Here is a 24,757-nt window from a genome sequence, read left to right as displayed (position 1 = left end):
CTGCGGCGGGTTCAGTCGATGATGGTCCAGGTGGCCTTGGCGGTGCAACCGTAGGCGTCGAGCGCGCCGGGGTGCGAGAGGGGGACGAGCTTGGTCTGGCCCTTGGCGAGCGGCCCGGTCACCGAGCGGGTGTAGGGCCCAGGATCGCCGTAGTAGTGCGTTACGGTGAAGGTGATCTTCGCCATGTCCGGAACGCCAAAGAGCGAGGTGTTCTTGATCGCCGCGTTCGGGTTGAAGATGCTGGGAAACGTGATCGAGCAGGAGAGGTTCACGGTCTTCGTGACCGGGCCGCCGCCGTCGTCACCCCCCGGGCCGATGATCGCCTCTGCGCCCTCACCCACGACCTCGGCGGCGTCGCTCGCACCCTCATCGGCGCTGTCGCCGTCGAGCGGCTCGGCGATGCAGCCGACGAGCGAGAAGGACGAGATGAGCGAGCAGAGGAGCAGGTTCTTGAGCTTCATGGTTGTGTATCCTTCGGTCGGGGTTCACGCTCACGAGATCGCGTGTCAGTGGCCTCTGGCGAGTTCGAGTCGCCCAGATGGCCCTCGTCGCTGTCTCGCGGCGTCGCATCCCGATAGAGCAATCGGCAGGCCAGATTGTCGGGGCGCTTCGAGCCGCCCCCGGCGCGCCCAGGATCCACGGGGAAGACGGCCTCTTGCGGTGGTTTCGCGCTCCACCGCGCGGCGCCGGGGGGGCGCCCGCGCGGCGCGGTGGAGGTCTGAGCCCCCACGCCGACGGCGCGAGCCTCCACCAGGTGTCCTCTCAGGTGCTCTCTGGCCCGGGAGGCCGCGGCCGGCTCAGGCTATGTGCTCGTTCGACGGGTCGGCGCCGCCCGCGCCGCCCGCGTCCCGCAGGCTGTGAAGGGAGCGCGGCGCCTTCGATGCACGAGCCCGAGGAGTCGAGCGCCCGTCCGTCGCGATCCGGCGGCCTCCTTGACGGCGATCGGCGCCCCATGGGATCGTCGGACATACAGGCCGAGGCGCGTTTCTCCGAGGCGCGCAGCGCGCAGGGCGCTCCTCGGCGTCCAGGTGGCCCCGCCGTGGGCGGGGCGCCTCGGTGAAGCTCAAGGAGCGTTGGTGCTGGCACCGGGCGATCATCCCCCCTCTTTCTCCTCGGACCCTCCGAGGGGTCACGCCGCGTGCGTGGGGGTCCTGGTTGGCCCCTGCGTCGCGCTCGCCATCCTCGCGGGCAAGCACGTGGCCGTCCCCTGGTTCGTGGTGGAGGCGGGCTTGTTCGTCGCGCTCCTCTGCGTCGCCGCCGCGACCCGCAGCGCTGCGCTGCGCGTCTCCCTTCCCCTCTTCGTCTTTCCGCTCGCGTACCTTTTCTTCCGAATGACCCGGGATGCGATGACGTGCCCCGACATCCCCCCTTCCTGGCACGTATGGCGAGAGTGGCTGCCGGCCAGCGGGAGCGTGTTCGGGCTCATGTCCGCCCTCGTCGGCGCCCTCGGGGTGGTGTTCTTCGCTGCCATGGCGAGCACCATGGTCCACGTGCCGCCGCGCGCTCTCCACGCGGCGAGCGTCGCCGTCCTCGCGCTGGCCACGGGCCTCATTGCCGTGTCGACCGCTCGCGCCGTGCGAGAGCCTGATCCGGAGGATCACATCGCGTCCCTTCCGAGCATCGGAGTCGTCCCGCCCGTCGAGGGGGAGCCCTCGATGATCGCCGAGGGCCCGTCGGACCCGTCCGGACCGCCCCTCGTGACGCGCATCCACGACGTGACCATCGGCCGGCTGGGCGTGCGCCGGTTGTGCCCGAGCCTGTCCGAGAGGTGTTTTCTCGATGTGGAGGAGGCCGGGAGGCCGTTCGACGCTCAGCTCGTGACGTGGCTGTCTCAGCGCGGCACGTACACGATGGTCGACCCCGAGGCGTGCCGGCAGCAGCCGGGCTGGATCGATGCCCGCGATTCTCTCATCATCCGCCAGGCGTCGCCGCTCGTTCGCAAGGCGTCTCTGTTCGCCAGCGGCCGCCAGCTGGGCGAGCTGCTCGTGCTCGACGGAGCGATCCACGATGCCCATCGCGGCGGCGAAGCAGGTCCGGTCGTCCTCGCGGCGCCGCGGTTCGTCGCGAGGCCCGCGTCCATGCGCCTCGTCGCTGACGTGCTCGGCGCCCACCGGCGGGCGATCGCCGTCGCGGCCTGCGGAGCGCTGCTCTCCGCGGCGCTGCTCCGCCATCGCTGGCGCGCCCGCCGCGCCCTCGCGCGGATCGCGGGGGCGAGGGTCGCGGTGCTCGAGGAAAACGGCTGGCTCGACTTCGCGGACGGCTCGGCTCCCGTGCGCGCCGCAGACCGCGGCTTGCCGCCCGGACCGGTCGTGGTCCTCGGACCGACGTCCGGGGGCACGTACCGCGGAGGGGCTCACTGCGGCGCCGAGATCGTCGCCGGAGAGCAGGCCCGGCTGCTCGAGCGAGGGAGCGCGCGGATTGCGCGGCTCGACGTCCTCGTCTTCTTCGTCGCGGTGCTCGCGCCGCTGCCGCTGCTGACCATCGCGATCACGCTGAGCCTCTGGTAGCCCCCTGCCCGCCGTTGCGCGCCCCATGCGGGTGCTAGGGTGGCGCTCATGTCGAACGCGCTCCGAGCGACGCTCCTGAGCCTCTTCGGCAGCCTCGCCCCAAGCTGTGCCTCGCCGGGCCTGCTCGCCGCGACGGCGGCGTCCGAGGCGCCCGCCGATCTCGTGATCTCCGCCGGCGTCGTCCGGACCATGGACCCCGGGAACCCGCGCGCCGAGGCGGTCGCCGTGCGCGGCGAGCGGATCGTCTTCGTGGGCAGCGCGGCCGACGCGAAGGCCTTCGTCGGGCCGGGGACGCGCGTCGAGGAGCTGCCGGGGCGCGCGGTCGTGCCCGGCCTCGTCGACGGGCATGCCCATCTCTACGGGCTCGGGGTCGCGCTGGAGACGCTGAGCGTGCGCGGCGCGAAGAGCGCCGAGGCGGCGGCGGCGCTCGTGGCCGAGGCGGCGAAGGCCCGCCCGAGGGCCGAGTGGATCACCGGCCGCGGCTGGGACCAGAACCTCTGGCCGGGCGCCGCGTTCCCCACGCACGCCCCGCTCGACGCGGCAGCGCCGGAGCACCCGGTGGCGTTGCACCGCGTCGACGGGCACGCGCTCTGGGCGAACGCGGCGGCGATGCGCGCGGCCGGGGTCGGCCGAGGCACGCAGGATCCACCGGGCGGGCGCATCCTGCGCGACGCCGCGGGCGAGCCGACGGGCGTCTTCATCGACAACGCGATGGGCCTCATCGAGGCCAAGGTCCCGGCCGACCCGCCCGCCGTGCGCGAGCGGCGCATCCTGCGCGCCGCCGAGGCGGCGCTCGCGTCCGGGCTCACGGGCGTGCACGAGATGGGCATCGGCGACGAGACCGTGGCCGTCTACCGCGCGCTCGCCGCCGCCGGGCGGCTGCCGATCCGCGTCACCGCGTACCTCGCGGGCGACGGGAATCTCGATGGGCTGAAGGCGCGCGCGCCCGACGTGGACCCGACAGGCACGGCGATGTTCGTGCTGGGCGGGGTCAAGCTCTTCGCGGACGGCGCGCTCGGCTCGCGCGGCGCGGCGCTGCTCGCGCCGTACGCGGACGAGCCCTCGACGAGCGGGCTCCTGCTGATGGATCGCGAAGCGCTCGCGCGCGCGGCGCGGATCGTCGCGGACGCGGGCTTCCAGCTCGCTGTGCACGCGATCGGCGACCGCGCCAACCGCGCCGTGCTCGACGCGTTCGAGGCGCTCGGCCCGGAGCGCGCGGCGGCGCTGCGGTTCCGGGTGGAGCACGCGCAGATCCTCTCGCCCGACGATCTGCCGCGCTTCGCGGCGCTCGGGGTGATCGCCTCGATGCAGCCGACCCACGCGACGAGCGACATGCCGTGGGCGCCCGCGCGGCTCGGCGCCGATCGCCTGAAGGGCGCCTATGCCTGGCGGTCGCTCCTGTCGTCGGGCGCGCGCCTCGTGTTCGGCTCGGATTTCCCGGTGGAGGACGCCTCACCGCTGCTCGGCATCCATGCCGCCGTGACCCGGCAAGATCTCTCGGGCCACCCCCCGGGCGGGTGGATGCCCGAGGAGCGGCTCGACCTCGACGAGGCGCTCCTGGCCTTCACCGAGGCGCCCGCGTACGCGGCCTTCGCCGAGGGCCAGCGGGGCCGGATCGCGCCTGGCTACGTGGCCGATCTGACCGTCCTCGGCCGCGATCTCTCGCCCGATCGCTCGCTCGTCGACACGCCGATCGACATGGTGGTCGTGGGCGGCCGCGTGGCGCGCGCGCCGGCGCCGCGGTGAGCGGCGCGCGCTGCGCTTCGTCCGGACCGCCATGAGACCTCACGGCCGACGCATGCAAACGACGAACGAAAGGAGGAATGAGCACCTATGCTTGCACGCTACCAGATCGTCCGCGGGCGCCGTCCGGAGGGTGATCCGCTGCCAGAGGGCAAGCGGTACGACACGCGCAAACACACGCACCACGTCCTGAGGCCGACCCCGGAGATCGTCGAAGAGTTCCTTTCGGATCCCTCGCAAGCTGGCTTCAAGGGGTTTCGCGCCGCCTACTTTGCGGTGCTCGACAAGCGGTTTGCGGAGCAACGGGAGCACTTCGACGCGCTGGCGCAGGAGGCCCGGCAAGGCGACGTGTTCCTCGGCTGCAACTGCCCCACGGCGCGCCAGCCCGAGGTCCGGCATTGCCACACGTGGCTGGCGCTGGAGTACCTCGCCCGCAAGTACCCGGATCTGGACGTGAGGTTCGATGCGCGGTGAGCGGCGTTCCCTGCTGCCCGCGGCGAGCGAGGCCGCTCGGACGTCGCGCGTTCGCCGGGTGTGGCGAGGGCCCTGCGGCTCAGCGCCGCATCCGTGAGCAACAGTCGTCTGCCTCGGGAGCGGCGACCGCGGGCCGCGCGCCGCTCGAGTCGGACAGGTCCTCCTGCTCGTCGGGGTAGCGGATGCGCTCGTCGCCGGCCTTGGCGCCCAGCCCTGTGCTGCGCCCCTTGGGCTCTTCCCATTCCTCCTGGCGCCCGAGCGCGGTCAGATCGAGGAAATAGTACGAGCCGCCCGTCGACTCCGTGCCACGCCCGTAAGGTCACCTCGACCATCGGCAGGCGCCGGCGATCCGCGTTGAGCCGATCGCGCGCTCTCGTGAGCTCCTTCTCGCGGGCGAGCAGCGCCTTGCGCGCCTCCAGCCACTCGGCGCGCGACACGACGCGGGGCAGTTCGATCCGGGTCATGGGGACATCTCCATGGTCATCGGGAATGGGCCTCGCCCGATGCGGGCGCTGCCGCGGAACGGGTTCGGAAGGTCGACTGCCGGAGCGCGCGGAACTCATCGCTGCATCCGACAAAAAACGCCGCCGCCCGCCGCTATGCCTACGGCATGAGCATTGCTTAGCCGCACCGACAACGGCCCAGGCGAGCTATTCGGGGCGCGAGCGCGGTAGCGCCGGCCGGCCCCGACGGGGGTGGGTCACGGGGGCCTTGGTCGGACGGACACCGCGCGGCGCGCCCCCGCCTGGCGCCGTCCGTCGCAACATTGGCGCCCGACGCCGCTGCCGCAGCGGCGCGCCGAGCCCATCCTTAGCGTCGATCCCGGTGAGGCGCCGCGCGCCCCCGGGCTCGAGCCCCCCGCCGAGGTACGCCATGAGCCAGTTGCCCCGAGGCCCGCGCAGCCGACTTCTTACGACCTACAAGTTCCTCACCCGTCCGTTCGAGTTCCTCACGCATTGCGCCGCCACCTACGGTGATGTCTTCAACGTCCCCGTGGTCAGCGGCGACGTCGTGATCGCCGGAGGCCCCAGGACGGTGCAGGACGTGATGACGGCGCCGCCCGAGACCTTCCTTCCCTTCGCCACCAAGGCGATCGCGCCGCTCGTGGGGGAGCACTCGCTGCTCATGCTCTCGGACGAGCGCCACAGGCGCGAGCGGAAGCTGCTGACGCCGCCGTTCCACGGCGATCGCATGCGCGCCTACGCGGCGGCGATGGCGGACACCGCCGCCCGCAGGCTCACCGAGGCGGCGCGCGCGCCCCGCGCCATCGCCCAGGAGCTCACGCAGGCGATCTCGCTCGACGTCATCATCCGCGCCGTCTTCGGCGTGGAGGAGCCGTCTCGAACGAGCGCATTCGCTCAGGCCGTCGTCGCCATGACCGACGCGCTGACCCCGGCGCTGACCTTCCTGCCGCCCTTGCAGCGGGAGCTCGGCGGCATCGGCCCCTACGCGCGCTTCCGCCGGCGCGTCGGCGACCTGGACGCCCTGTTCCGGGCGCAGATCGAGCGGGCGCGCGCGGCGCCGGGCGACGACATCCTGAGCCTCATGGTCTCGGCCCGTTACGACGACGGATCGCGCATGAGCGATCAGGCCATCTTCGACGAGCTCCGGACGCTGCTGTTCGCCGGGCACGAGACCACGGCGCTCGCCCTCGCGTGGGCCCTCGATCATGTGCACCGCCACCCCGGCGTCCTCGCGCGCCTCCGCGACGAGATCGACGCCCTCGGCCCGGAGCCCGACCCCGAGCGCCTCGCTGCCCTGCCCTACCTGGACGCCGTGTGCAAGGAGGCGCTGCGCATCTATCCGATCGTCACCGAGTCCCCGCGCCTCCTGGCGCAGCCGTTCCGCCTCGGCGAGCACGAGCTCCAGCCGGGAACGGGGGTGGCGCCCTGCATCCTGCTCGTGCACCACCACCCCGAGCTCTACCCCGAGCCGTCCCGGTTCAGGCCGGAGCGCTTCCTGGAGCGCAAGTTCTCCCCGTTCGAGTACCTGCCGTTCGGCGGCGGACACCGCCGCTGCATCGGCGCGGCCTTCGCGATGTTCGAGATGAAGATCGTGCTCGGCGTGGCGCTGTCAGCATGGGAGTTCCGCCTGCTCGACGAGCGTCCGCCCCGCCCCGTGCGCCGCAATCTGACGCTGAGCCCCTCGGGGGGCGTCCCGCTCGTCGTGCGCGCCCGGAGCCGCAGCCGCCTTTACGCCGCCGCCTGATCCTGGCGCGAGGAGGCGCAGGGGAAGCCCCAGCACGGGAATGCGCCGCCGTGGATGACACGACACGGCGGACATGGAGGAGAGCGAGAAGATCACGACATAAAACCTCCGTGCTCTCTCTCTGGATCGGTCGTGCCGATCGGCGCGGCCATGGGCGCTCTTCGGCAGCGCGCCCCAGGCCCATCGCCTCATGCGCGGCCGCTCACCCGGCTTGGATGGGCTGCCGCACTGCTCCTGGCGGCGCCCTCGTGCGAATCGGTCACCCCCTCGGTATCGCGGCGCCCCTCCGCGGCGGCGCAAGCCCGGCTGGAGCTGCACGCCGGCGATGCCGACGTCTGGGCCTTCAGCGCGCGCGTCCAGGGCGCCCTCGCCGGAGCGGGCACGCTGGAGGACTGCGCGATCCGGGTGGGCGGCGAGGTAGTGCTCAAATTTGCCCGGAGAGTGTTCACATGAAGGCGGGAAGGTGGGAAGATCATTGATCTTTTCTTCCCGCCTTCCCGCCTTCATGTTCAATTTTGAGCACTACCCGCACCGGCCTGGATCGACGATGCCGTCCTCTACGGCGTCGTGCCGCCGTCCTTCGGTGATCCGCCGCTCCGGAGCGTCCGCGCCGCCCTCCCCGCGATCGAGCGGCTCGGCGTCACGGCGATCTGGCTATCACGGTGCACGCCGGGGGGCCGGACGACGAGGTCTTCGCCTATGTCAGGCACGGCGACGACGCCTCCCGCTTCGCGCTCGTGGTCCTGAATTTCAGCGAGCGATCGGTGAAGAAGCGGCTCACCGTCCCGGAGCCGTTCGCCGCCCACGCGCGAGGCGGCCTGCGCGACGCGCTGAGCGGCGCCGGCGCGCACCTCCGGGCCGACGCCCTCGCGCTGGACCTCGCGCCCTGGGACGTCCGCGTCCTCGTGCCGCGGTAGGACGAACGACGAGCCCCGCGCGGCGGCGAGGGCTGCGCTCATCCCAGGCATCTGTTATAACGGACAAACATCCAACGTTTGACCTGGCGGCGAGGCGTCCCTGCGAGGGCGCTCAGCATCGCCGATACATGCAGTAGAGTTCAACACTTGCCGCTCAACTCACCTGTGCGAGGCGACGGGGGTCGCCCGACGTGAGGAGGAAGATTTTCATGGCTCAGGAGCAATGGTCCGCCGTCGATCGCTACCTCACCGATCTGCTCGTCCCGTCCGACGCCGCGCTCGATGCGGCGCTCGCGGCCAGCGCCGCGGCCGGCCTGCCGGCGATCAACGTCGCGCCGAACCAGGGCAAGCTGCTGCATCTCCTGGCGCGGATCCGGGGGGCGCGAGCCATCCTGGAGATCGGCACGCTCGGGGGTTACAGCACGATCTGGCTCGCGCGGGCGCTGCCCGCCGGCGGCCACCTGATCACGCTGGAGTCGGAGCCGAAGCATGCCGAGGTCGCCCGCACGAACCTCGATCGCGCCGGGCTGGCCGACATCGCCGAGCTGCGCCTGGGGCGAGCGCTGGACACGCTGCCAAGGCTCGCCGCGGAGGGCCGCGGCCCGTTCGACCTCATCTTCATCGACGCCGACAAGCCGAGCAATCCCGACTACTTCGCGTGGGCGCTCAAGCTCTCCCGCCGCGGCAGCGTCATCGTGATCGACAACGTCGTGCGCAAGGGGGCGGTCATCGACCCCGAGAGCGCCGATCCCAACGTCCAGGGGGTGCGCCGCCTGAACGAGCTGCTCGCGGCCGAGCGACGCGTGAGCGCGACGGCGATCCAGACCGTGGGAAGCAAGGGATACGACGGCCTCGCGATCGTCCTCGTCACCGAGGATCCGTAGCCGCAGCAGCCGAGCGTCTGCCGGACGCTCCTCGCGCCCTGCCGCGCCGGGCCACAAAAAACAGAGCGCCCATTCGACGGCGGGGGGGGGAAGCCGTCACGGGCGCTCTGCCGTGGTTATCTAGCAGGACACGGGCCAGGGCTTCTCCGTACTTGTTTCAAGGACTTACCCATCAGGAAGTCCCTGAAGCTTTCGATCCTGAGATGGTCGCTTGCAGACCTGGCGGATGCGCTCGCGCCGCGGCCCCCAGGGCTGTGCGGCGGCGCTCCAGCGCGATCACCGCTCCTCGCTGTCGCCGGGATCGACGCCTTCCGTCGCCTCGGCTTCCGGCTCGCCCTCTGCGGCCGGATTCTCGAAGGTCACGGCTACCCGCTCCTGGCGAAGGCGCTCCGGGCGCGGAACCACCCACAACGCAGGGTGCCTCGTCGCGCATGTGGCGGACGTCGCCGAGAATGGCGGATTTTAACGCAAAGACGCAAAGGCGCGAAGACGCAAAAAAGCGGAGAGAGAATGCAGGGCATCCATCGTGTGGCCAATGGATGGCAAGAATGGAACTACATGCCCCTCTCGTGTCTTTTTGCGTCTTTGCGCCCTGGCGCCTTTGCGTTCAATTCTCCGGTCTCCAGCTGCGCGTCGACGCATCCACGCACAGCCTGTGCGACGACGATCCGGGAGCAGGCAACGCGTCCCACGGATGCCCTCGACGCATCGCTCAGAAATGCGATGCGGTAGGGTGCCCCGCAGATGCCCGTCCACAAGTCGTTCCGTGCTTGCTCGGCGCGTGCGCCCACAGATTCTGTGGGGGAGCCCTAAAAAAAGAGCGCCCATTCGACGGCGGGGGGGGGAAGCCGTCACGGGCGCTCTGCCCTGGTAACCTAGCAGGACACGGTCCAGGGTCTTTCCGCACCTTTTTCAAGGACTTACCCGTAAGGAAGCCCCTGAAGCTTTCGATCCTGAGATCGCCGCTTGCAGACCTGACGGGTGCACTCGCGCCGCGGCCCCAGGGCCGTTCGGCGAGCATGCGCGCGAGCAGGGGCGCGGCGGGACGCTCAGGAGCGGCGACAGTGCGCGCTCAGGAGTGGCGGCGGGCGCGCTCGACCGTGGGCAGGTAGCGCTCGAGCTCACGCGCTTCAGCCGCCTCGGTCCCCTGTTTCTTCGAGAGGCTCGTCAATAGACGATGCCGCGCGCGTCCTTCGTCTGGACGGTCCAGGTGTCCTCGATGATCGTCACGACGTTGCCGAGCTTGGGGAGCGAAGCTGCCCCGTACCTCTCCAACGCACAGCCCCCCGCGACCCCATGCGCGTTCACCATGGACAGGGGCGAGCCGCCGTCCGGGGACCCCGGCTCGATCGGCTTACCGATGACCAGGGCGATCTGGCGGTCCGGTTCACCTTCCACGGCATACCGGCGAACGGCGTTCGGATAGCAGATCTAGCGGCTCATGCGGCTAATCCGGGAACGTTGTCAGTGCGCAGTAGAAGACCCATTCAACATCGCTCCCGCTGTTTGCCTTCTTCGAGCATTCGTCCTTTTTGTCTGGGTCGAGCCTCCATCGCGATCCGCAAAACGCCTCCTTCGCTTCTTGGCCTGATGTCGTCAAGGCGAGGCAGATCAATTGACGATCGACGCGCGGCACGTCATGAAAATCCAGCTCATCCGATGCGGTGGCGGTGGCCTCTGACGTGGTCATGTCATCCAACATGACCACGTCGGCCCCTTCGCCTACATCCTCCGCCGCCATGGTGCATGAGGAACAAACGGGCGATAGCAAGAGGGCGGCAATCAGCCTGTATGTCGTGGCTTCCATGAGTGAAGATTGCTGCGATTTGTAGACCACGGTCGAGCGCGCATGGACGATGCACCGGGGTTCTCTGATCCATGCTGGGCATCATGGATGAGCTCCGACATCCGACCGACGCGCCGATCCCGACGTCCAGGGGGTGCGCCGCCTGGCTCCCAGAAGCAACCGAACGAGCCGCACCTCCTGCTCTCGGCGCCTTCCCCTACCCGGCCAGCGGGCGAAGGCATTCGTCCAGCTGCTCGGGCGTGCCCGGGGACGCGAGCCTTCCGATGTGCCCGTCCGGGCGGACAACTCCGGTCCGGAAACAAGCCTTGCGCCATGGCGACGAATCAGCGCTTGAGCCCGGTCCGCGCGAGCCCCTCCACGAAGTACCGCTGCGCGAACAGGAAGAGCACCACGAGCGGCAACATCGCGAGGGAGGCGCCCGCCATGAGCACAGCCGGCTCGCCGCCGTAGGCGTTCTGGGTGCCGGCGATCATCTGCTGGATGTTCATCTTCTGCGGAGAGGTGATGTAGATGAGCGGCCCGAAGTAGTCGTTCCAGGCGGCCTTGAGCCCGAGGACCGCGAGCGTCGCGACGGCCGGCCCGGCGAGGGGGAAGACCACCCGCGTGAACGTCTGGAGAGGGTTCGCGCCATCCAGCGTCGCGGCCTCGATGAGCTCGTCCGGAATGCTCGCGAAGTACTGCCGCATCAGGAAGATCGCGACCGCGCTGCCCGTCGCGCCCGGCACGATGAGCGGATAGTAGGTGTCGATCCAGCCGATCCGGGCGAAGCCAACGAACTGCGGGATCAACGTGACCACGCTCGGCAGCATCATCGTCGACAGGAGCGCGGCGAAGATCGCGTCGCGCCCCGGAAAACGGAGCTTCGCGAAGGCGTAGCCGGCGAACGAGGCGGTGAGGAGGCCGCCGAGGGTGGACGGGACGGCGATGAGGAGCGTGTTCCAGGTGCCGCGGAGGATGTCGATCTCGGCGAAGGCCTGCCGGTAGTTGGCGAGCGTCGGGCGCGCCGGGATCCAGCGGATCGGGACCGCGTGGATCTCGTCCGCCGGCTTCACGCTGGTGCTGATCATGAACGCGAAGGGCGCGAGCACGAAGACGGCCACCAGCGCGAGGATCGCATACGAGAGGAGCCGGAGCGCGCGGCGCCCTCGGGACCTCCGGCCGCTACTCATCGTGCACCCAGCGCCGGGCGAGGCGGAACTGGAGCACGGTCACGATCATCACGAGCGCGCCGAGCACCCAGGCCATCGCCGACGCATAACCCATCTGGAAGTACTGAAAGCCGGTGAGGTAGAGATAGAGCATGAACGTCGCCGAGCGGAACTCCGGGCCGCCGCGCGTCATCACGTAGACCTGATCGAAGCTCTGCAGCCCGCCGATGACGCTGGTAACGGCGATGAAGAACGTCATGGGGCTGATGGCCGGCAGGGTCACGTGCCGGAAGCGCTGCCAGGCGTTCGCCCCGTCGAGCTCCGCGGCCTCGAGCAGCGATCGCGGCACGCCCTGGAGCGCGGCCAGGAAGAGGACCATGTTGTAGCCGAGCCCGCTCCAGATCCCCATCACGACGAGCGCGGGCTTGACGAGGTGCGGGCTCGAGAGCCACCCGGGCGGGTCGGCGACGCCGAGGGCGCGGAGGTACGTGTTGATGAGCCCGTAGTCGGCGTTGTAGATCCACTTCCAGAGCAGCGCCGCGGCCACGATCGAGCACACGGAGGGGATGAAATAGACGGTGCGGAAGAGCCCCTCGAGCCTGAGCTTCTGGTTCAACAGGAGCGCGAGCAAGAGGGAGATGGTGATGCCGACCGGGATGCCGAGGAGGTAAAAGGCCGTGTTGGCGAGCGTCCGCCAGATGAAGAAATCCCGGGCGAAGAGGCGAGCGTAGTTGTCGAGGCCGACCCAGCGCGGCGGCGTGAGCACCTCGAAGCGGGTGAAGCTCAGATAGAGCGACGCCAGCATCGGGCCAAGCGCGAAGACGACGAAGCCGAGCACGGGGACCGCCACGAACGCACAACCCCAGCGCGCCTCGGCGCGGGCGCGCGGTATCTGCTTCTTCAACGCGCTGCCTCCGGTCCGGGGTTGTTCTCCCGCATGGTTTGCTCGACGACCGGCGCGAGGGCCGGGAGCAGCTCGCGCGCGGGCCGTTCGCCGCGCCAGACCTGGGGGATGAAGCTCGAGAAGACCTCGTGCCAGAAGGCGTTGGGCATCTCGGTCTCGGGGCTCGGACGGCTCGTCTCGGCGGCGCGCAGGAAGACCTCGGCGTGGGCCGGCCGCTGCCCGGGCTGGAGGAAGGCGGCGGTCGCGGCAACGGATCGCTGATTGGGCACCTGGAGCCCGGATCGGGCCAGCTCGCGCTGTCCCTCGGGGCCGGCCAGGTACTCGATCAACGTGAACGCCTCGGCGACGCGCCGGCTCGCGGCGCTGACGGCGAGCCCCACGGAGCCCGACCAGCTCACCGAGGTCATGCCCGGCTTCGGCACCGGCACGGGCGCGACATCCCAGTCGAAGCGCATCCGGCGATACCGCGGGACCATCCAGCGACCATCGATGTGCGTGGCGGCGAGCCCGGCCTCGAAGAGCTCGCTCTGCCCGGCGCCGCCGCTGCGGGCGAGGTTGGGCGCCACCTGATGGCGGAGGGCCAGATCCGCGCACCACTGCACCGCGTCCATCGACACGTCGGAGTCCATGAGCCACCGGCGCTGCGCCGCGTCCACGATCTCGCCGCCCGCGGACCACACCGCGGCTTCATAGGGATATCCGGTGATCCCCCAGTGCTGGACGTAACCTTCGCGGTACGTGAGCGCACGAAACGCGGCGATGGCCTGGTCCCAGGTCATCGGCACCTCGGGATCCGGCGCGGGCACGCCGCGGCGGCGCAGCACGTCCTTGTTGTAGTAGAGCACCGTGGGGCCGATGTCCTTCGGCAGCGCGTAGAGGCTGCCCTCGTGGAGGACGCGGCCATTCCAGCGATAGCGGTCCAGGGCGGTCGGCCAGATGTCGGCGAGGTCGAGGTTCCGACTCTTTTGTACGAGACCGTCGATGTCGCGCAGGACGCCCTGACTGACCATCTCGCCGAACGCGCCGTCGGGCACGTAGAAGACGTCGGGCGCGCGCTTCGCCACGATCATCAGCCGGAGCTTGTTGAGGTAGTCGTAGCCGACGCCGGGCACCTGCGTGTACTCGACGTGGATCTCCGGGTGGATCCGCTCGAAGGCGGCGAGCGCCGACCGCATGATGGCCCGCTCCTCCGGCATCCCCCAGCCCACGAAGGTGATGGTGGTGCGCGCGACGTGCGAGGGGGGATCGGCCTTCGAGGCGCATCCGGCGGGCGAGATGGACGCGCACAGGACCACGAGCCAGAGCGCGCGACGGGCCATCTCAGACCCGCTCCTCGGTGCGCGGATCGAACAGATGGACGTGCTCCGGCGCGGCGGCCAGCGCCACGCGCGCGCCGACGGCCGGCGTCGTGCCGCGATCCAACCAGCGGGACACGATCGCGGCGTCGCCGACGCGCAGGTGGACGTACGACTCGAACCCCATCGCTTCGACCATCTCGACATCGCCCTGTACGCCGAGCGACGCGCCGGCGGGCGCCGGGCCGAGGTGCTCGGGCCGGACGCCGGCGATCACCCGGCCCTCGCGGTGCTCCGGTGTCCTCGGCAGCGCGAGCCGCACGCTGGGCGCCGAGAGCACCGAGGTCGGGCCGTCGAGGCGGAGCTCGGCGGGGATCAGGTTCATCGGGGGTGCGCCGATGAACGTCGCGACGAAGACGTTGGCCGGCCGGTCGTAGAGCTGCTGCGGGCTGTCGTGCTGGAGGAGCGCGCCTCCGCGGAGGACGGCGATCCGCTCCCCGAGGGTGAGCGCCTCCGTCTGATCGTGGGTCACGTACACGAACGTCGTCCCGAGGCGACGATGCAGGCGGCGGAGCTCGGCGCGCATCGAGCTGCGCAGCGCGGCGTCGAGGTTCGAGAGCGGCTCGTCCATGAGCAGCACGCCCGGCTCGCGCACGATGGCGCGCCCGATGGCGACGCGCTGCTGCTGGCCGCCCGAGAGCGCCCGCGGCTTGCGATCGAGGAGGTGATCGATCGCCAGCGCGCGCGCGGTGGCCTCCACGCGGCGCTTCACCTCGTCGCGCGGCACGCGGCGGAGCGCGAGCGAGAACGCCATGTTCTCGAAGCACGTCATGTGCGGGTAGAGCGCGTAGCTCTGGAAGACCATGGCGACGTCGCGCTGCTTCGGGGGCACGTCGTTGACCACGCGGCCGCCGATGGAGAGCGTCCCGCCGTCGACGTCCTCGAGGCCCGCGATCATCCGGAGCGTCGTCGACTTGCCGCACCCGGAAGGCCCGACGAGCACGAGGAGCTCGCCGTCCTCGATGCGCAGCGACAGGTCCTCCACGATGGGCGCGCCCCCCTGGTAGCGCTTGTACACATGCTCGAACGCGATCGCGGCCACGCTTCCGCCTCCTCGGCGCCGCTGCTCGTGAACCGCGGCGTGGGCGAGATCAAGCTGCCGGGCGAGCGCCGCCTTCGCGTCGCCGGGCGAGCCCCCAGCGGAACGCCGAGCCGATGATCTCGGCCAGATCCGCGACGTCGTGACCGCGCGCGACGATCTCTTCGGTGATCACGCTGCCAATGTAGCCGGCTACGCCGGTGACCAGGACGCGCATGAAACCTCCTAACTTTGTGGCCGGGGGTCACGCTCCGCGACGTAGCGCGCGAGCGCGTCGTCGAGCGACGGCAACAAGAGCCCGCGGCCGCTCCCGAGCGCGCTGTACCGCGGGCGCGGCGCGGCCAGGCCGAGCGCGCGACTCGGGCAGCGCACGAGCCGCGTCGCGGGGACGCGCGCGAGCGCCGCGCTGCGCGAGGCGAGCTCCGCCCAGCTCGTCGCGTCCCGGTTGGCGAGGTGCCAGATGCCGCGCTCGCCGTCGATCAGCAGATCGAGGGTCGTGTGCACGAGATCCGGGACGTACGTCGGCGAGACGATCACGTCGTCGGCCGCGTGGAAGCTCCGGCCCTCGCCGAGGGCGCGCAGCGCGGCGCCGACGAAGTTCGCTTCATCCCAGGGACAGAAGAACGCGGCGGTGCGCACCACCAGCGCCTCCGGGAGGATCGCGAGGACGTTCCACTCCGCCGTCGCCTTGCTGCGGCCGTAGACGTTGAGCGGCCGCGCGGGATCGGTCTCCACGTACGGCGAGCGCTGCGCGCCGTCGAAGACCAGATCGGCCGAGAAGGTCACGAGCCGCGCGTCCCGCCGGCGACACGCGATCGCGAGCACGGCGGGCCCCAGCGCGTTCTCGCGCTCGCAGCGGTGCGGCTCGCGCTCGGCCTCGTCGACGCGCACGAACCCCGCCGTGTTGACGACCGCCCACGGGGCGAACCGATCGAGGGCGCGCTCGACCGACGCGGGATCGGCGATGTCCATCTCGTCGCGCCCGATCGTGCGATGGGGCAGGCCGCGCAGCGCGCACAGGCGCGCGAACGCGCGGCCGAGCGTCCCCTTCGCGCCGGTGATCAGGATGGGCGGGCCGGCGGCGGCCGCCTCGGGCGCGGGCGCGGCGGCCGTGGCCGGACCGTACGTCAGCCGCTCCGGGCGCCGCCACCAGCCCGGCGGGACGAGCACGGGGTGCTCGAAGCGATCGCCGCGCGCGAGCGCGGAGACCAGCCGAGCGAGCGCCGTCGACCGCGGCTCGGGGCCGCGCACATCGAACACGCCCGGCTCGTAGTGCCCGCGCTCCTCCGTGACGAGGCAGCTCCAGTCGAAGCAGCCGAGCAGCGACCACGCGGTGACCGCGCGCACGTCCACGCCCGCCGCGCGCGCCGCCTCTGCGGCGCGGAACGCCTCGACCAGCCAGCGAAGCTGCTCCTCGCGCGGGCCGCCGAGGTGCACCTCGCTGATCGCCACGGGCCGGCGGTAGCGATCCCAGACCTCCTGGAGCCGCGCGCGGTGCCCGTCGATGCCTTCGGCGACCGCACGCACGGCCTCGACATCGGCATACGCGTGCTTGCCATTTCCGCCGTGCGACCAGGCGGGGTAAGAGGCCAGCCGCTCGTCGAGGAAGCGCTCGCTCGTGATGTAGTAGTTGATGCCGAGGATGTCCGGCGGACATGGCCCCTCGACGAACCACGCGAGCTCGGCGGGCGAGGCGCCCCACCCGAGGAGCAGCGGAAACAGCGGGTGATCGCCGTCCACGCGCCCCGTGAGCAGATCGAAGCTGAGCCAGCGCCGGTGATTCTCGTGCTCGGCCTGGTAGGCGAGCAGCGGCGTGCTCGTCGTCCTGCCGACATCCTCGGTCTGGATCAGGCGCGCCCGGGGGATCACCTCCCGGATGGCGCGCATGGCGAGCGCGATCGCGCGGCACTCGGTGAGCAGCGCGCGCACGAACGTGCGCGGATCGCGGCCGTGCGGGTACCAGTGCCCGTAGAGGCCCGAGAAGCGGGCCGTCGTGAGCGGCTCGTTCACCGGCGTCCAGTCGGTGACCCACGGATAACGCTCGGCCGCCGCGCGGGCGAAGCGGGCGAGCCCCTCCGAGAAGCCCGGATCGACGAGGCTCGTGTAACGCGGGCCGCTGCCGTGGTGGACGAGCCCGATGATGGGCCGCACCTCGAGCGCCCGGAGCCGCTCGATCCGCGCGTCAGCCCAGCCGAAGTCCAGGCGCTCCGGCCGATCGGGGGCCGTCCGCTCCCAGAGCACGGGCATGCGCAGCGCCTGGATCCCGAGCGCGGCAAAGTGATCGAGATCATCGAGGCGGCGCGCGTGCCCGCTCCGCTCGAGCTGGTGGTGAACCACGTCGCCGACGCGGTTGACCGTGCACTCCACCCCGCCCCAGATCTCGAGGGGCGCCCTCGCCTCTTGCGCCATGGTCAAGCCGCCTTGGCCGCGGCGAGCTGTCGGTTCGGCACGCCGGCTAGCTTGGCGTAGAGGGTGAGCGCCTGCGCCACCACCTGGTCCATGTTGTAGTAGCGATAGGTCCCGAGCCGCCCTGCGAAGTGGACGCCGGGCGTCTCCTTGGCGAGCTCCTCGTACCTGCGGTAGAGGGCCGCGTTCTCCGGCCGCGGCACGGGGTAATACGGATCGCCCTCGCCCTTCGGGATCTCGTAGACGATGGTCGTCTTCGGGTGCACCTGGCCCGTGAGGTGCTTGAACTCGGTGACCCGGGTATAGGGGTTCTCGTTCGGATAATTGATGACCGGCGCGTCCTGGTACCTCTCTTGATCCTTGGTCTCGAAGTGGAACTCCAGGGATCGATACGGCAGCTTTCCGAAGCGATAGTCGAAGAAGGCGTCGACGGGGCCGGTGAAGATCACCTCGCGATGAGGGATCACGCTCTGCATCTCGCGAAACGGGGCGTTGAGCAGGATCTTGATGTTCGGGTGATCGACCATCCGCTCGAACATGCGCGTGAAGCCGTGGAGCGGCATGGCCTGGTAGGTGTCGGTGAAGTACCGATCGTCGCGGTTGCTCCGCACCGGCACCCGCGCGGTCACGGCGGCGTCGAGCTCGGACGGGTCGAGTCCCCACTGCTTCCGGGTGTAGTGCTTGAAGAACTTCTCGTAGAGCTCGACGCCGACCTTGCTGACGATCACGTCCTCGCTGGTGCGGATCTGCTCGCGTCGCACGGCCCGGGACGCGAGGAACGCCTCCACCTCGGGCGCGCTCAGGCGCAGGCCGTAGAGCTGGTTGATGGTGTCGAGGTTGATGGGGATGGGGACGAGCTGCCCGTCCACCCAGGCGCGCACGCGGTGCTGGTACGGGCGCCACTCGGTGAACTGAGAGAGGTACTCGAAGACCTCCCGCGAGTTGGTGTGGAAGATGTGGGGGCCGTACCTGTGCACCAGGACGCCGGCGGCGTCGTGGTGATCATAGGCGTTGCCGCCGATGTGCGGGCGGACATCGCAGAGGACCACCTTCTTGCCCGAGCCTCGCGCGAGCCGCTCGGCGAGCACGCAGCCGGCGAAGCCGGCGCCGACGATGAGATAGTCAAACATCGGCGCCCTGCCGCGCCGCCGGGCGCCGGCCCACCATGAGCACGCCGTCGAGGAGCTTCTCGATCTTCGACCATGTGGCGTCCCACGATCCCTGTGCGAGCAGCGCGTCGGCCCGCGAGAGCCGCGCGGCGTGGTCCTCGGCGAGGTACGCCTCGACGGCGGCCACGAAATCGGCCGCGGTGTCGGCGATGCGCGCGAGGCCGAGCTCGCCGTAGGGCCGGACGACATCGCGGATCGACGTGGAGACGACGGGCTTGCCGCCCGCGAGGTACTCCGGCGTCTTGGTGGGGCTGATGAAGCGCGTGGCCTCGTTGCGCGCGAACGGAAGGAGCGCCACGTCCCAGCCCGCGAGGTAGGCGGGCAGCTCTTCGTAGGTCTTCTTGCCGAGATAGTGAATGTTGGGCGCGCGCGGCAGGCTCGCCGGCTCGATCTTCACGACCGGACCGACGAAGACGAGGTGCCATTCAGGCCGGGCGGCGGCCACGCCGGCGATGAGATCGAGATCCATGCGCTCGTCGATGACGCCGAAGTAACCGAGCCGCGGGCCCGGGATCGTGGCCTGATCGACGGGCGGCGCGAGCGGCCGGCGCGCCGCGGCGAAGTGGGCGATGTCGACGCTGCTCGGGAGCAGGTGCACGTTCGCGTGCAGCGCCCTCTTGGACTCGTAGAGGCTGCGCCCTCCCGTGAAGACCACGTCGGCGCGGCGGAGCAGCTCGGCCTCGTGATGCTTGAGCGCGGGCGGCGCGCCGGCGAACGCGGAGAGCTCGTCCATGCAGTCGTACACGACCGCGCTGGCCGCGAGGTGCCGCGAGAACAGCAGCGCCATCGGCGTGTAGTACCAGAGCACATGATCGTCGATGCCGAAGCGATCGAGCATGTCGTCGACGAGATCGCGCTGTAGCGCGTGGATCCGCGCGTCGTCGAGGCCTGGTGGCAGGTGCGGCGTGACGACGCGAACGCCGTGGCGATCGACGGGCGCGGCCTCGATCCGCGGCGGCCCATCGCTCCACATCGGCTCCTCGAAGAAGAACACGCGTCGCGTGCGCGCGCAGCGCGAGAGGAGGTGCTGCGGGCGCTGGAAGACGAAGCTCCAGCGCAGGTGCGAGAAGCAGACGACGTCCGGCCGCCGTTTCGGGCTCATGCTTGTCCTCCTCGGTGGCGGCCGCGGCGCGGCTGATGTGCACGAGCGTGCCGCCGAGGAGGGGCAATACAAGGAACGTACCTGAGGGCCACGTCCATCGCGGAGCTCGGCCGCCTCTCAGCCGCCCGGTTTGGCGAGGCGCCGTTTGAACATCACTCCTCCCCGGCGATCACCTCGTCCATGATGATGCCTTCTTGGCGCGGGCCCGCGCACTCCGCGAGCTCCATCGGGTCGGGGTGCACCTGCCCGGCGGCCCGGCCGCGCGTGGCGGCGGCGATGGCGTCGATCAGGAATTTCGGCGTCCGATCGGCGTAGAGAAGCCCGTTGGCCTCCTGGTAGGTATCGGTGAGCTGCGTGTAGCAGAAGCCCGCGAGCAGCGGTGTCGCGCGCACCACGGCGAGGAGGCGCTCGTACGCCCGCTCCAGCGCCGCGGGGTTATCGGCGGAGGTGTATCCCCACGTGCCGGGGCGTCGGAGCGCGATACCGCCCATCTCCGAGAGCACGATCGGGTGCTCCTGCTTGCGCGAGTGGCCGTCGAGCACGAGCACGCGGCCGCCGGGGCGTTCGCGCCGGAAGAGCCGCGGGCGACACTCTCCGCCGTCGTAACGCTGGGCGATCCGGGCCGGATCCGGATCGTAGTCATGAATACCGATGATGTCGGTGGCCACGGCCTCCCAGCCGTCGTTGCCGATCACCGGGCGCGTCGGGTCGAGCGTCTTGGTGAGGTGATAGAGCGCCTTGACCCCGTGCCGCTCGCGCGCGCTGTCCGGCAGGTTGGGCACGCCCCAGGACTCGTTGAATGGCACCCAGGCGACGACGCACGGATGGCTGAAATCGCGGTTGATCGCCTCCGTCCACTCGCGCGTGAGGCGCTCGATCGAGAGGGGCGTGAAGCGGTAGGCGCTCGGCATCTCCTCCCACACGAGCAAGCCCAGCCGATCGGCCCAGTAGAGATAGCGCGGATCCTCGATCTTCTGGTGCTTGCGTGCGCCGTTGAACCCCATGGCGCGCGTGAGCTCGATGTCGCGCCGGAGCGCGTCGTCGTCGGGCGCGGTCATCCCGGTCTCGGGCCAGTAGCCCTGATCGAGCACCATCCGGAGCCCGACGGGCCGCCCGTTGAGCAGCACGCGGTCGCCCTGCACCGCGATGGATCGGAGCGCTGTGTAGCTGTGCACGCGATCGATCGTCTCGCCGTCGCGGGTGACGAGCTCGATCTCGGCGTCGATGAGCGTGGGTGACTCGGGGCTCCAGAGCAGCTGGTTGCGCGAGTCGTCGATGCCCGGATCGGAGAGCGCGATCCGGCGGTGGACCTCGCCGAGCACCACGGCGTAGCTGTCCTCGGCGAGCAGCGCGCCGTTCGCGGTGAGGCGCAGGCGCAGCCGCAGTCCGTCCCGGCGCTCGCCGCCGATCCTGGCGTAGAAATCGAGCTCCCATCGGTCGAGGCTCGACTGCCAGCGGAGCGCCGCGATCGAGCTCGCGGGCACGCGCTCCATCCACACCGTCTGCCAGATGCCGGTCGTGCGCGGGTACCAGATGGAGTGCGGTTCGAGCTGCCAATCCTGCTTGCCGCGCGGCTTGGCGAGGTCGAGCGGATCGTCCTCCGCGCGCACGACGATCTCGACGGCGCGCGCCGAACCGACGAGGTCGGTGATGTCGACGCTGAACGGGGTGTAGCCGCCGGTATGATGCGCCGCGCGGCTCCCCGCGACCCAGACGGTCGCGTCGTAGTCGACGGCTCCGAAGTGCAGCATCAGCCGCTCTCCACCGCGGAGCTCCGGCACCGCGATGGTGCGCCGGTACCAGACGGCGCGGAAGAGGCCGCGCGCGCCCACGCCGCTCCGCGGGGTCTCCGGCGCGAAGGGGACCTCGATGAAGCCCTCCCAGCCGACGTCGGCCGGCTCCCGGAAGCGCGCCTCGGGATCGAGCGCGAAGCTCCACGTACCGTTGAGCGACTCCCACCCGGCGCGCCGGAGCTGCGGCCGCGGGTAGCCATGCGCGCGCCCGCCGGCGGTGGAGAGGTCTGCTCCGGGGGACGACTCGGCGGTGACGGACGGGCGGTTCATCCTTCGAGGTGCTTCCTTTGCTGTACGGCGGGGCAGACCTTACAGCGCCTCAGGCGTCACGCCATGCCGCCAGCGCGGGTTTTGATCCGCGCGGTGGCGCAGACTTCATCGACGCGAGAATACCGGACAATCACCGTCTGTCCATGAGTCCGCGAATTCCGGCCATGGGGACGGGCCGAGCGGCAAGCAGGCAAGTAGCCTCGAGCGGTGGGCCGGCTCTGACAGGGAAGCTGCTCGCCGCGAGCTGGTCGAGCCTCACTCGGCGTAGACGGCCACCGTCGCGGTGCACGAGGCGTTGCCGACGCAGCCGGCGCGGAAGGTGTAGTAGTCCGAGAGCGCCGCGACGTGGGTCGTCTTCGGCATCTCGGAGCAGCCGATCGTCTCGGCGGAGTCCACCGCGACCTGGACGCCGTTGCGATCGAAGAGGCGGATGTACGACATCCCCGAGCGGCTCGCCCCGTAGAGCACCGCGGCGCAGGTGCCGAAGGAGATCGTCTCTCCGGCGTTGAAGAAGTACGCCTGGTCGACGTAGTTGGTCGTGGCGTAGTTCGTGCTGCTCCTCGAGTACGAGAAGGTGCCTTTGCCGTGCGCGATCGCGACCGTGCCGCTGCACGAGGAGAAACCGTCACAGCCGGCCCGGATCTGGAAGGGCCAGCCCGTCGACGACGTCGTATAGCGGATCTGCGCCGAGATCGACCCCGAGGGGCCGTCGTTCGCCGAGGCCACCTGCACGGGCGACCCGGAGCTCAGGTCGAAGAGGCGGAGGAACGTGTCGCCCGAGGAGCTGGCGCCGACGATGCCCGTCGTGCCGATCATCACGCGCCTGTTTGGGTTGATATTGAGGTTGAAATTGGCCGTGTTCACGGTGGCGTTGTTGGTCGTGCTCCGGCTGAAGGAGAAGAGCGATATCGCCTCCTCCGCCTCGCCCACGACTTCGCTCTGCTCCTCTTCGCTGAGCGCCTCGGCCGCGCAACCGGCCGAGAGCGTCATTGTCAGGGCCAAAAGGACTTGTTCAAACCAGCGGGTGTTCATGTTCTTCCTTCGCTGCCTTTCTCTGGGGTCGCGCGGGCGCGTGAGCGGATCTCGCGGGCGCGCGCGTGCGGGGACTCTGTTCGTTCCTGCGCGGGCGGAGCCCGCGTGCGCGTCAGGGAACGTCACCTCGAGAGGTGTCGCGTGGCCTGCGCGGTAGCTCGATCGGATTCAGCGTACCGCCAAGCACAGCCGTAGCAAAGCCCTTGCCTGGCACAGAGAGAGCCCCTGCACCCCATTCTTGCGCGGCGCTCGACCCCTGCTGAGGGGACGCGAGGCTCGCGCTGGCGCTCGGCGCCGCCAGCAGTGGAGGCTCTTCCCTCCACCCGCCAGCGCGACGAAGGAAGCGCCGAAGCGCTGCCCACCGCGCAAGCCGAACGCGCGGGTGGACAACGCGGTCACCCGACCAGCGGGCGAAGGAAGTCTTCGAGTTGCTCGAGCATGCCCGGGGAAGCGCGCCATCCGATGTAGCCGTCCGGGCGGACCAGCACGAGCGCATCGCCGCCGACGTCGTAGCCGGCGCGCGCGTGCCTGTCCGTATCGACGAGGGCGCGCCGGCCGGCTGGCTCCCCCGGCTGCACCACGGCGCGCGCGTGCACGGCGGGGCCGTACCGGGCGTTCACCCGGGCGACCGTGTCCCCGTGGGCCGCGCCGAAGGCGAGCAGCGTGAAGTGCGGGCCACGGAACACATCGAACAGGCGGACGGGCGCTCCCTCGGCGTCATGACAGGGCGCATCGGGCGCTCGGTCCCCGGCGAGGACGCGCGCCGGCGCGCCGTGAACGTCGCGGGCCAGCGAGCTCCCGCGGTAGCTGATGTCGAGCTGCTGCGTCTCCGGGCCGCGCCGCACCTCGCCCGGGCTTCCCTCCGCGGTCCGGCGATGCAGCCTCGAGGTGAGGCCGAGCATCGCCGCGGCGACGGGAAGCCGCTCCTCCTCGTAGGTGTCGAGCAGCGCCGCGGGCGCTCCCGCCAGCACCTGGCCGAGCTTCCAGCCGAGGTTGTAGGCGTCCTGGACGCCGGTGTTCAGGCCCTGTCCGCCGGCCGCGGGGTGCACGTGAGCGGCGTCGCCGGCCAGGAACACCCGGCCGACCCGGTACCGGTCCACCATCCGCACGCTGGGCCGGTAGAGCGACAGCCAGCCCGCGTCGTGCAGCCGGACATCCGAGCGCCCGGTCCGCTCGTGGAACAGCCTCTCGACGGCCTCCACCGTCAGCTCGGGCGCCTCGTCGCCATGGATCGGTATCAGGATCTGGAAGCGCTCCGTGCCGGGCAGCGGGCACAGCGCGACCGGGCCGCCGAGCGCTTTCGGCCAGGCGTGCCAGCGCTCGCGGTCCAGCCCGTCGGCGCGGACGTCGCCCACGAGCGCCCGGTCCGCCTCCAGCGTCTCCCCCTGAAAGCCGACGCCGAGCGCGCGCCGCACGAAGCTGCGCCCCCCGTCCGCGCCGACGAGGTAGCCGGCGCGGACGCGCTCCGTCTCGCCCGCCCGGACCAGCGTGGCCGTCACGCCGTCGCCGTCCTGCTCGAAGCCGGTCAGCTCGGTGGCGAGCTCGACATGGACGCCGTGCTCCGCGAGCCGGGCGCGCAGGATCTCCTCCGTCCGCCATTGCCCGAGGAGCAGGAGGTTCGGATAGGGCACGTCCGGCGCCGGCGCGCGGCGCTCGAACATGGCCCAGTCGCCGAGCACCGCGGCGCCGTCGTAGGCGCGGATCAGCGGGTAAGGGGCTCCGGCGGCCATCGCCGCGTCGACCACCCCGAGATCGTCGAGGACCTCGAGGGTGCGCGGCTGCACGCCCTTTCCACGAGAGCCGGCGAAATGGGCAAGCGCCTTGTCGACGATGCGGCACGCCACGCCGCGGCGGGCCAGATCGCACGCGAGGGTCAGGCCGGTGGGCCCCGCCCCCGCGATGAGGACGTGCGTGCTCAGCGACGGATTCATTGGCTGTCTCCTGTCAGGTGAAGTCACGCCATCTTGGACGCTGTCGCTTGCCTCGTCAGCTTGCGTTC

The 24,757-nt window shown here is 70.8% G+C and carries 20 protein-coding genes and 1 pseudogene; 6 read left to right on the top strand and 15 right to left on the bottom strand.

What is annotated here, in order from left to right:
* Positions 1-11: 11 nt before the first annotated feature.
* Positions 12-461: a hypothetical protein gene (locus WMF46_RS16595; protein WP_437986494.1), complete on the bottom strand. Its 450-nt coding sequence runs from the start codon at positions 459-461 to the stop codon at positions 12-14.
* A 681-nt stretch (positions 462-1,142) separates the two neighbouring features.
* On the opposite strand from WMF46_RS16595, the gene WMF46_RS16590 reads away from it, so the two are divergent.
* The 3 genes from WMF46_RS16590 (at position 1,143) to WMF46_RS16580 (ending at position 4,724) form a co-directional block, all read left to right on the top strand.
* Positions 1,143-2,507: a hypothetical protein gene (locus WMF46_RS16590; RefSeq protein WP_437986493.1), complete on the top strand. Its 1,365-nt coding sequence runs from the start codon at positions 1,143-1,145 to the stop codon at positions 2,505-2,507.
* A 48-nt stretch (positions 2,508-2,555) separates the two neighbouring features.
* Entirely contained in the window at positions 2,556-4,253 is a 1,698-nt protein-coding gene (locus tag WMF46_RS16585; protein WP_437986492.1) for an amidohydrolase, read from the top strand.
* 87 nt (positions 4,254-4,340) lie between these two features.
* Complete coding sequence (locus WMF46_RS16580) at positions 4,341-4,724, top strand: hypothetical protein (protein WP_437986491.1); 384 nt, start codon at positions 4,341-4,343, stop codon at positions 4,722-4,724.
* 319 nt (positions 4,725-5,043) lie between these two features.
* Here the strand turns inward: WMF46_RS16580 and WMF46_RS16575 are convergent.
* Positions 5,044-5,188 (bottom strand): annotated as a pseudogene (locus WMF46_RS16575) (DUF899 family protein); the annotation flags it as partial.
* Positions 5,189-5,597: 409 nt separating this feature from the next.
* On the opposite strand from WMF46_RS16575, the gene WMF46_RS16570 reads away from it, so the two are divergent.
* The 3 genes from WMF46_RS16570 to WMF46_RS16560 all read left to right on the top strand — a co-directional run bounded on the left by WMF46_RS16570 (position 5,598) and on the right by WMF46_RS16560 (position 8,733).
* Positions 5,598-6,932 (top strand): cytochrome P450, encoded by a 1,335-nt coding sequence (locus WMF46_RS16570; protein WP_437986490.1) that lies wholly within the window; start codon positions 5,598-5,600, stop codon positions 6,930-6,932.
* 662 nt (positions 6,933-7,594) lie between these two features.
* Entirely contained in the window at positions 7,595-7,849 is a 255-nt protein-coding gene (locus WMF46_RS16565) for an alpha amylase C-terminal domain-containing protein (RefSeq protein ID WP_437986489.1), read from the top strand.
* Between the two features lie 209 nt (positions 7,850-8,058).
* Complete coding sequence (locus WMF46_RS16560; protein ID WP_437986488.1) at positions 8,059-8,733, top strand: O-methyltransferase; 675 nt, start codon at positions 8,059-8,061, stop codon at positions 8,731-8,733.
* 1,167 nt (positions 8,734-9,900) lie between these two features.
* On the opposite strand, the gene WMF46_RS16555 is transcribed toward WMF46_RS16560, so the two are convergent.
* The 13 genes from WMF46_RS16555 to WMF46_RS16495 form a co-directional block, all read right to left on the bottom strand.
* Positions 9,901-10,131 carry a hypothetical protein gene (locus WMF46_RS16555; RefSeq protein WP_437986487.1) on the bottom strand — a complete coding sequence of 77 codons (231 nt, stop codon included), beginning with the start codon at positions 10,129-10,131 and terminating at the stop codon, positions 9,901-9,903.
* Between the two features lie 49 nt (positions 10,132-10,180).
* The gene (locus tag WMF46_RS16550; protein WP_437986486.1) at positions 10,181-10,540 is read right to left on the bottom strand and encodes a hypothetical protein; all 360 of its coding nucleotides are present in this window, start codon (positions 10,538-10,540) and stop codon (positions 10,181-10,183) included.
* Positions 10,541-10,863: 323 nt separating this feature from the next.
* Positions 10,864-11,709 carry a carbohydrate ABC transporter permease gene (locus WMF46_RS16545; RefSeq protein ID WP_437986485.1) on the bottom strand — a complete coding sequence of 282 codons (846 nt, stop codon included), beginning with the start codon at positions 11,707-11,709 and terminating at the stop codon, positions 10,864-10,866.
* Positions 11,702-12,592, bottom strand: a complete 891-nt coding sequence (locus tag WMF46_RS16540) for a carbohydrate ABC transporter permease (RefSeq protein ID WP_437986484.1) — start codon at positions 12,590-12,592, stop codon at positions 11,702-11,704. Before WMF46_RS16540 ends, WMF46_RS16545 begins: the two co-directional genes overlap by 8 nt.
* Positions 12,589-13,911, bottom strand: coding sequence for an ABC transporter substrate-binding protein (locus WMF46_RS16535; RefSeq protein ID WP_437986483.1), 1,323 nt, complete (start codon positions 13,909-13,911; stop codon positions 12,589-12,591). Before WMF46_RS16535 ends, WMF46_RS16540 begins: the two co-directional genes overlap by 4 nt.
* A 1-nt stretch (position 13,912) precedes the next feature.
* The gene (locus WMF46_RS16530; RefSeq protein WP_437986482.1) at positions 13,913-14,989 is read right to left on the bottom strand and encodes an ABC transporter ATP-binding protein; all 1,077 of its coding nucleotides are present in this window, start codon (positions 14,987-14,989) and stop codon (positions 13,913-13,915) included.
* Positions 14,990-15,038: 49 nt separating this feature from the next.
* Positions 15,039-15,203 (bottom strand): NAD-dependent epimerase/dehydratase family protein, encoded by a 165-nt coding sequence (locus tag WMF46_RS16525; RefSeq protein WP_437986481.1) that lies wholly within the window; start codon positions 15,201-15,203, stop codon positions 15,039-15,041.
* Positions 15,204-15,211: 8 nt separating this feature from the next.
* On the bottom strand, positions 15,212-17,395 hold the full coding sequence (locus WMF46_RS16520) for a family 1 glycosylhydrolase (protein WP_437986480.1): 2,184 nt from the start codon (positions 17,393-17,395) through the stop codon (positions 15,212-15,214).
* 2 nt (positions 17,396-17,397) lie between these two features.
* The gene (gene glf, locus WMF46_RS16515) at positions 17,398-18,522 is read right to left on the bottom strand and encodes a UDP-galactopyranose mutase (protein ID WP_437986479.1); all 1,125 of its coding nucleotides are present in this window, start codon (positions 18,520-18,522) and stop codon (positions 17,398-17,400) included.
* Positions 18,515-19,663 carry a glycosyltransferase family 1 protein gene (locus tag WMF46_RS16510; protein ID WP_437986478.1) on the bottom strand — a complete coding sequence of 383 codons (1,149 nt, stop codon included), beginning with the start codon at positions 19,661-19,663 and terminating at the stop codon, positions 18,515-18,517. Before WMF46_RS16510 ends, glf begins: the two co-directional genes overlap by 8 nt.
* Before the next feature lie 152 nt (positions 19,664-19,815).
* The gene (locus tag WMF46_RS16505) at positions 19,816-21,726 is read right to left on the bottom strand and encodes a glycoside hydrolase family 2 protein (RefSeq protein ID WP_437986477.1); all 1,911 of its coding nucleotides are present in this window, start codon (positions 21,724-21,726) and stop codon (positions 19,816-19,818) included.
* 255 nt (positions 21,727-21,981) lie between these two features.
* Complete coding sequence (locus tag WMF46_RS16500) at positions 21,982-22,758, bottom strand: hypothetical protein (RefSeq protein ID WP_437986476.1); 777 nt, start codon at positions 22,756-22,758, stop codon at positions 21,982-21,984.
* 395 nt (positions 22,759-23,153) lie between these two features.
* Positions 23,154-24,689 carry an FAD-dependent oxidoreductase gene (locus WMF46_RS16495; protein ID WP_437986475.1) on the bottom strand — a complete coding sequence of 512 codons (1,536 nt, stop codon included), beginning with the start codon at positions 24,687-24,689 and terminating at the stop codon, positions 23,154-23,156.
* Between the last annotated feature and the right edge of the window lie 68 nt (positions 24,690-24,757).

The sequence above is a fragment of the Sorangium sp. So ce117 genome (assembly GCF_051524395.1).
GTDB lineage: Bacteria > Myxococcota_A > Polyangia > Polyangiales > Polyangiaceae > Sorangium > Sorangium cellulosum_B.
The sequence above is the reverse complement of the archived record's forward strand: the minus strand, read 5'-3'. Positions and strand labels throughout refer to the sequence as shown.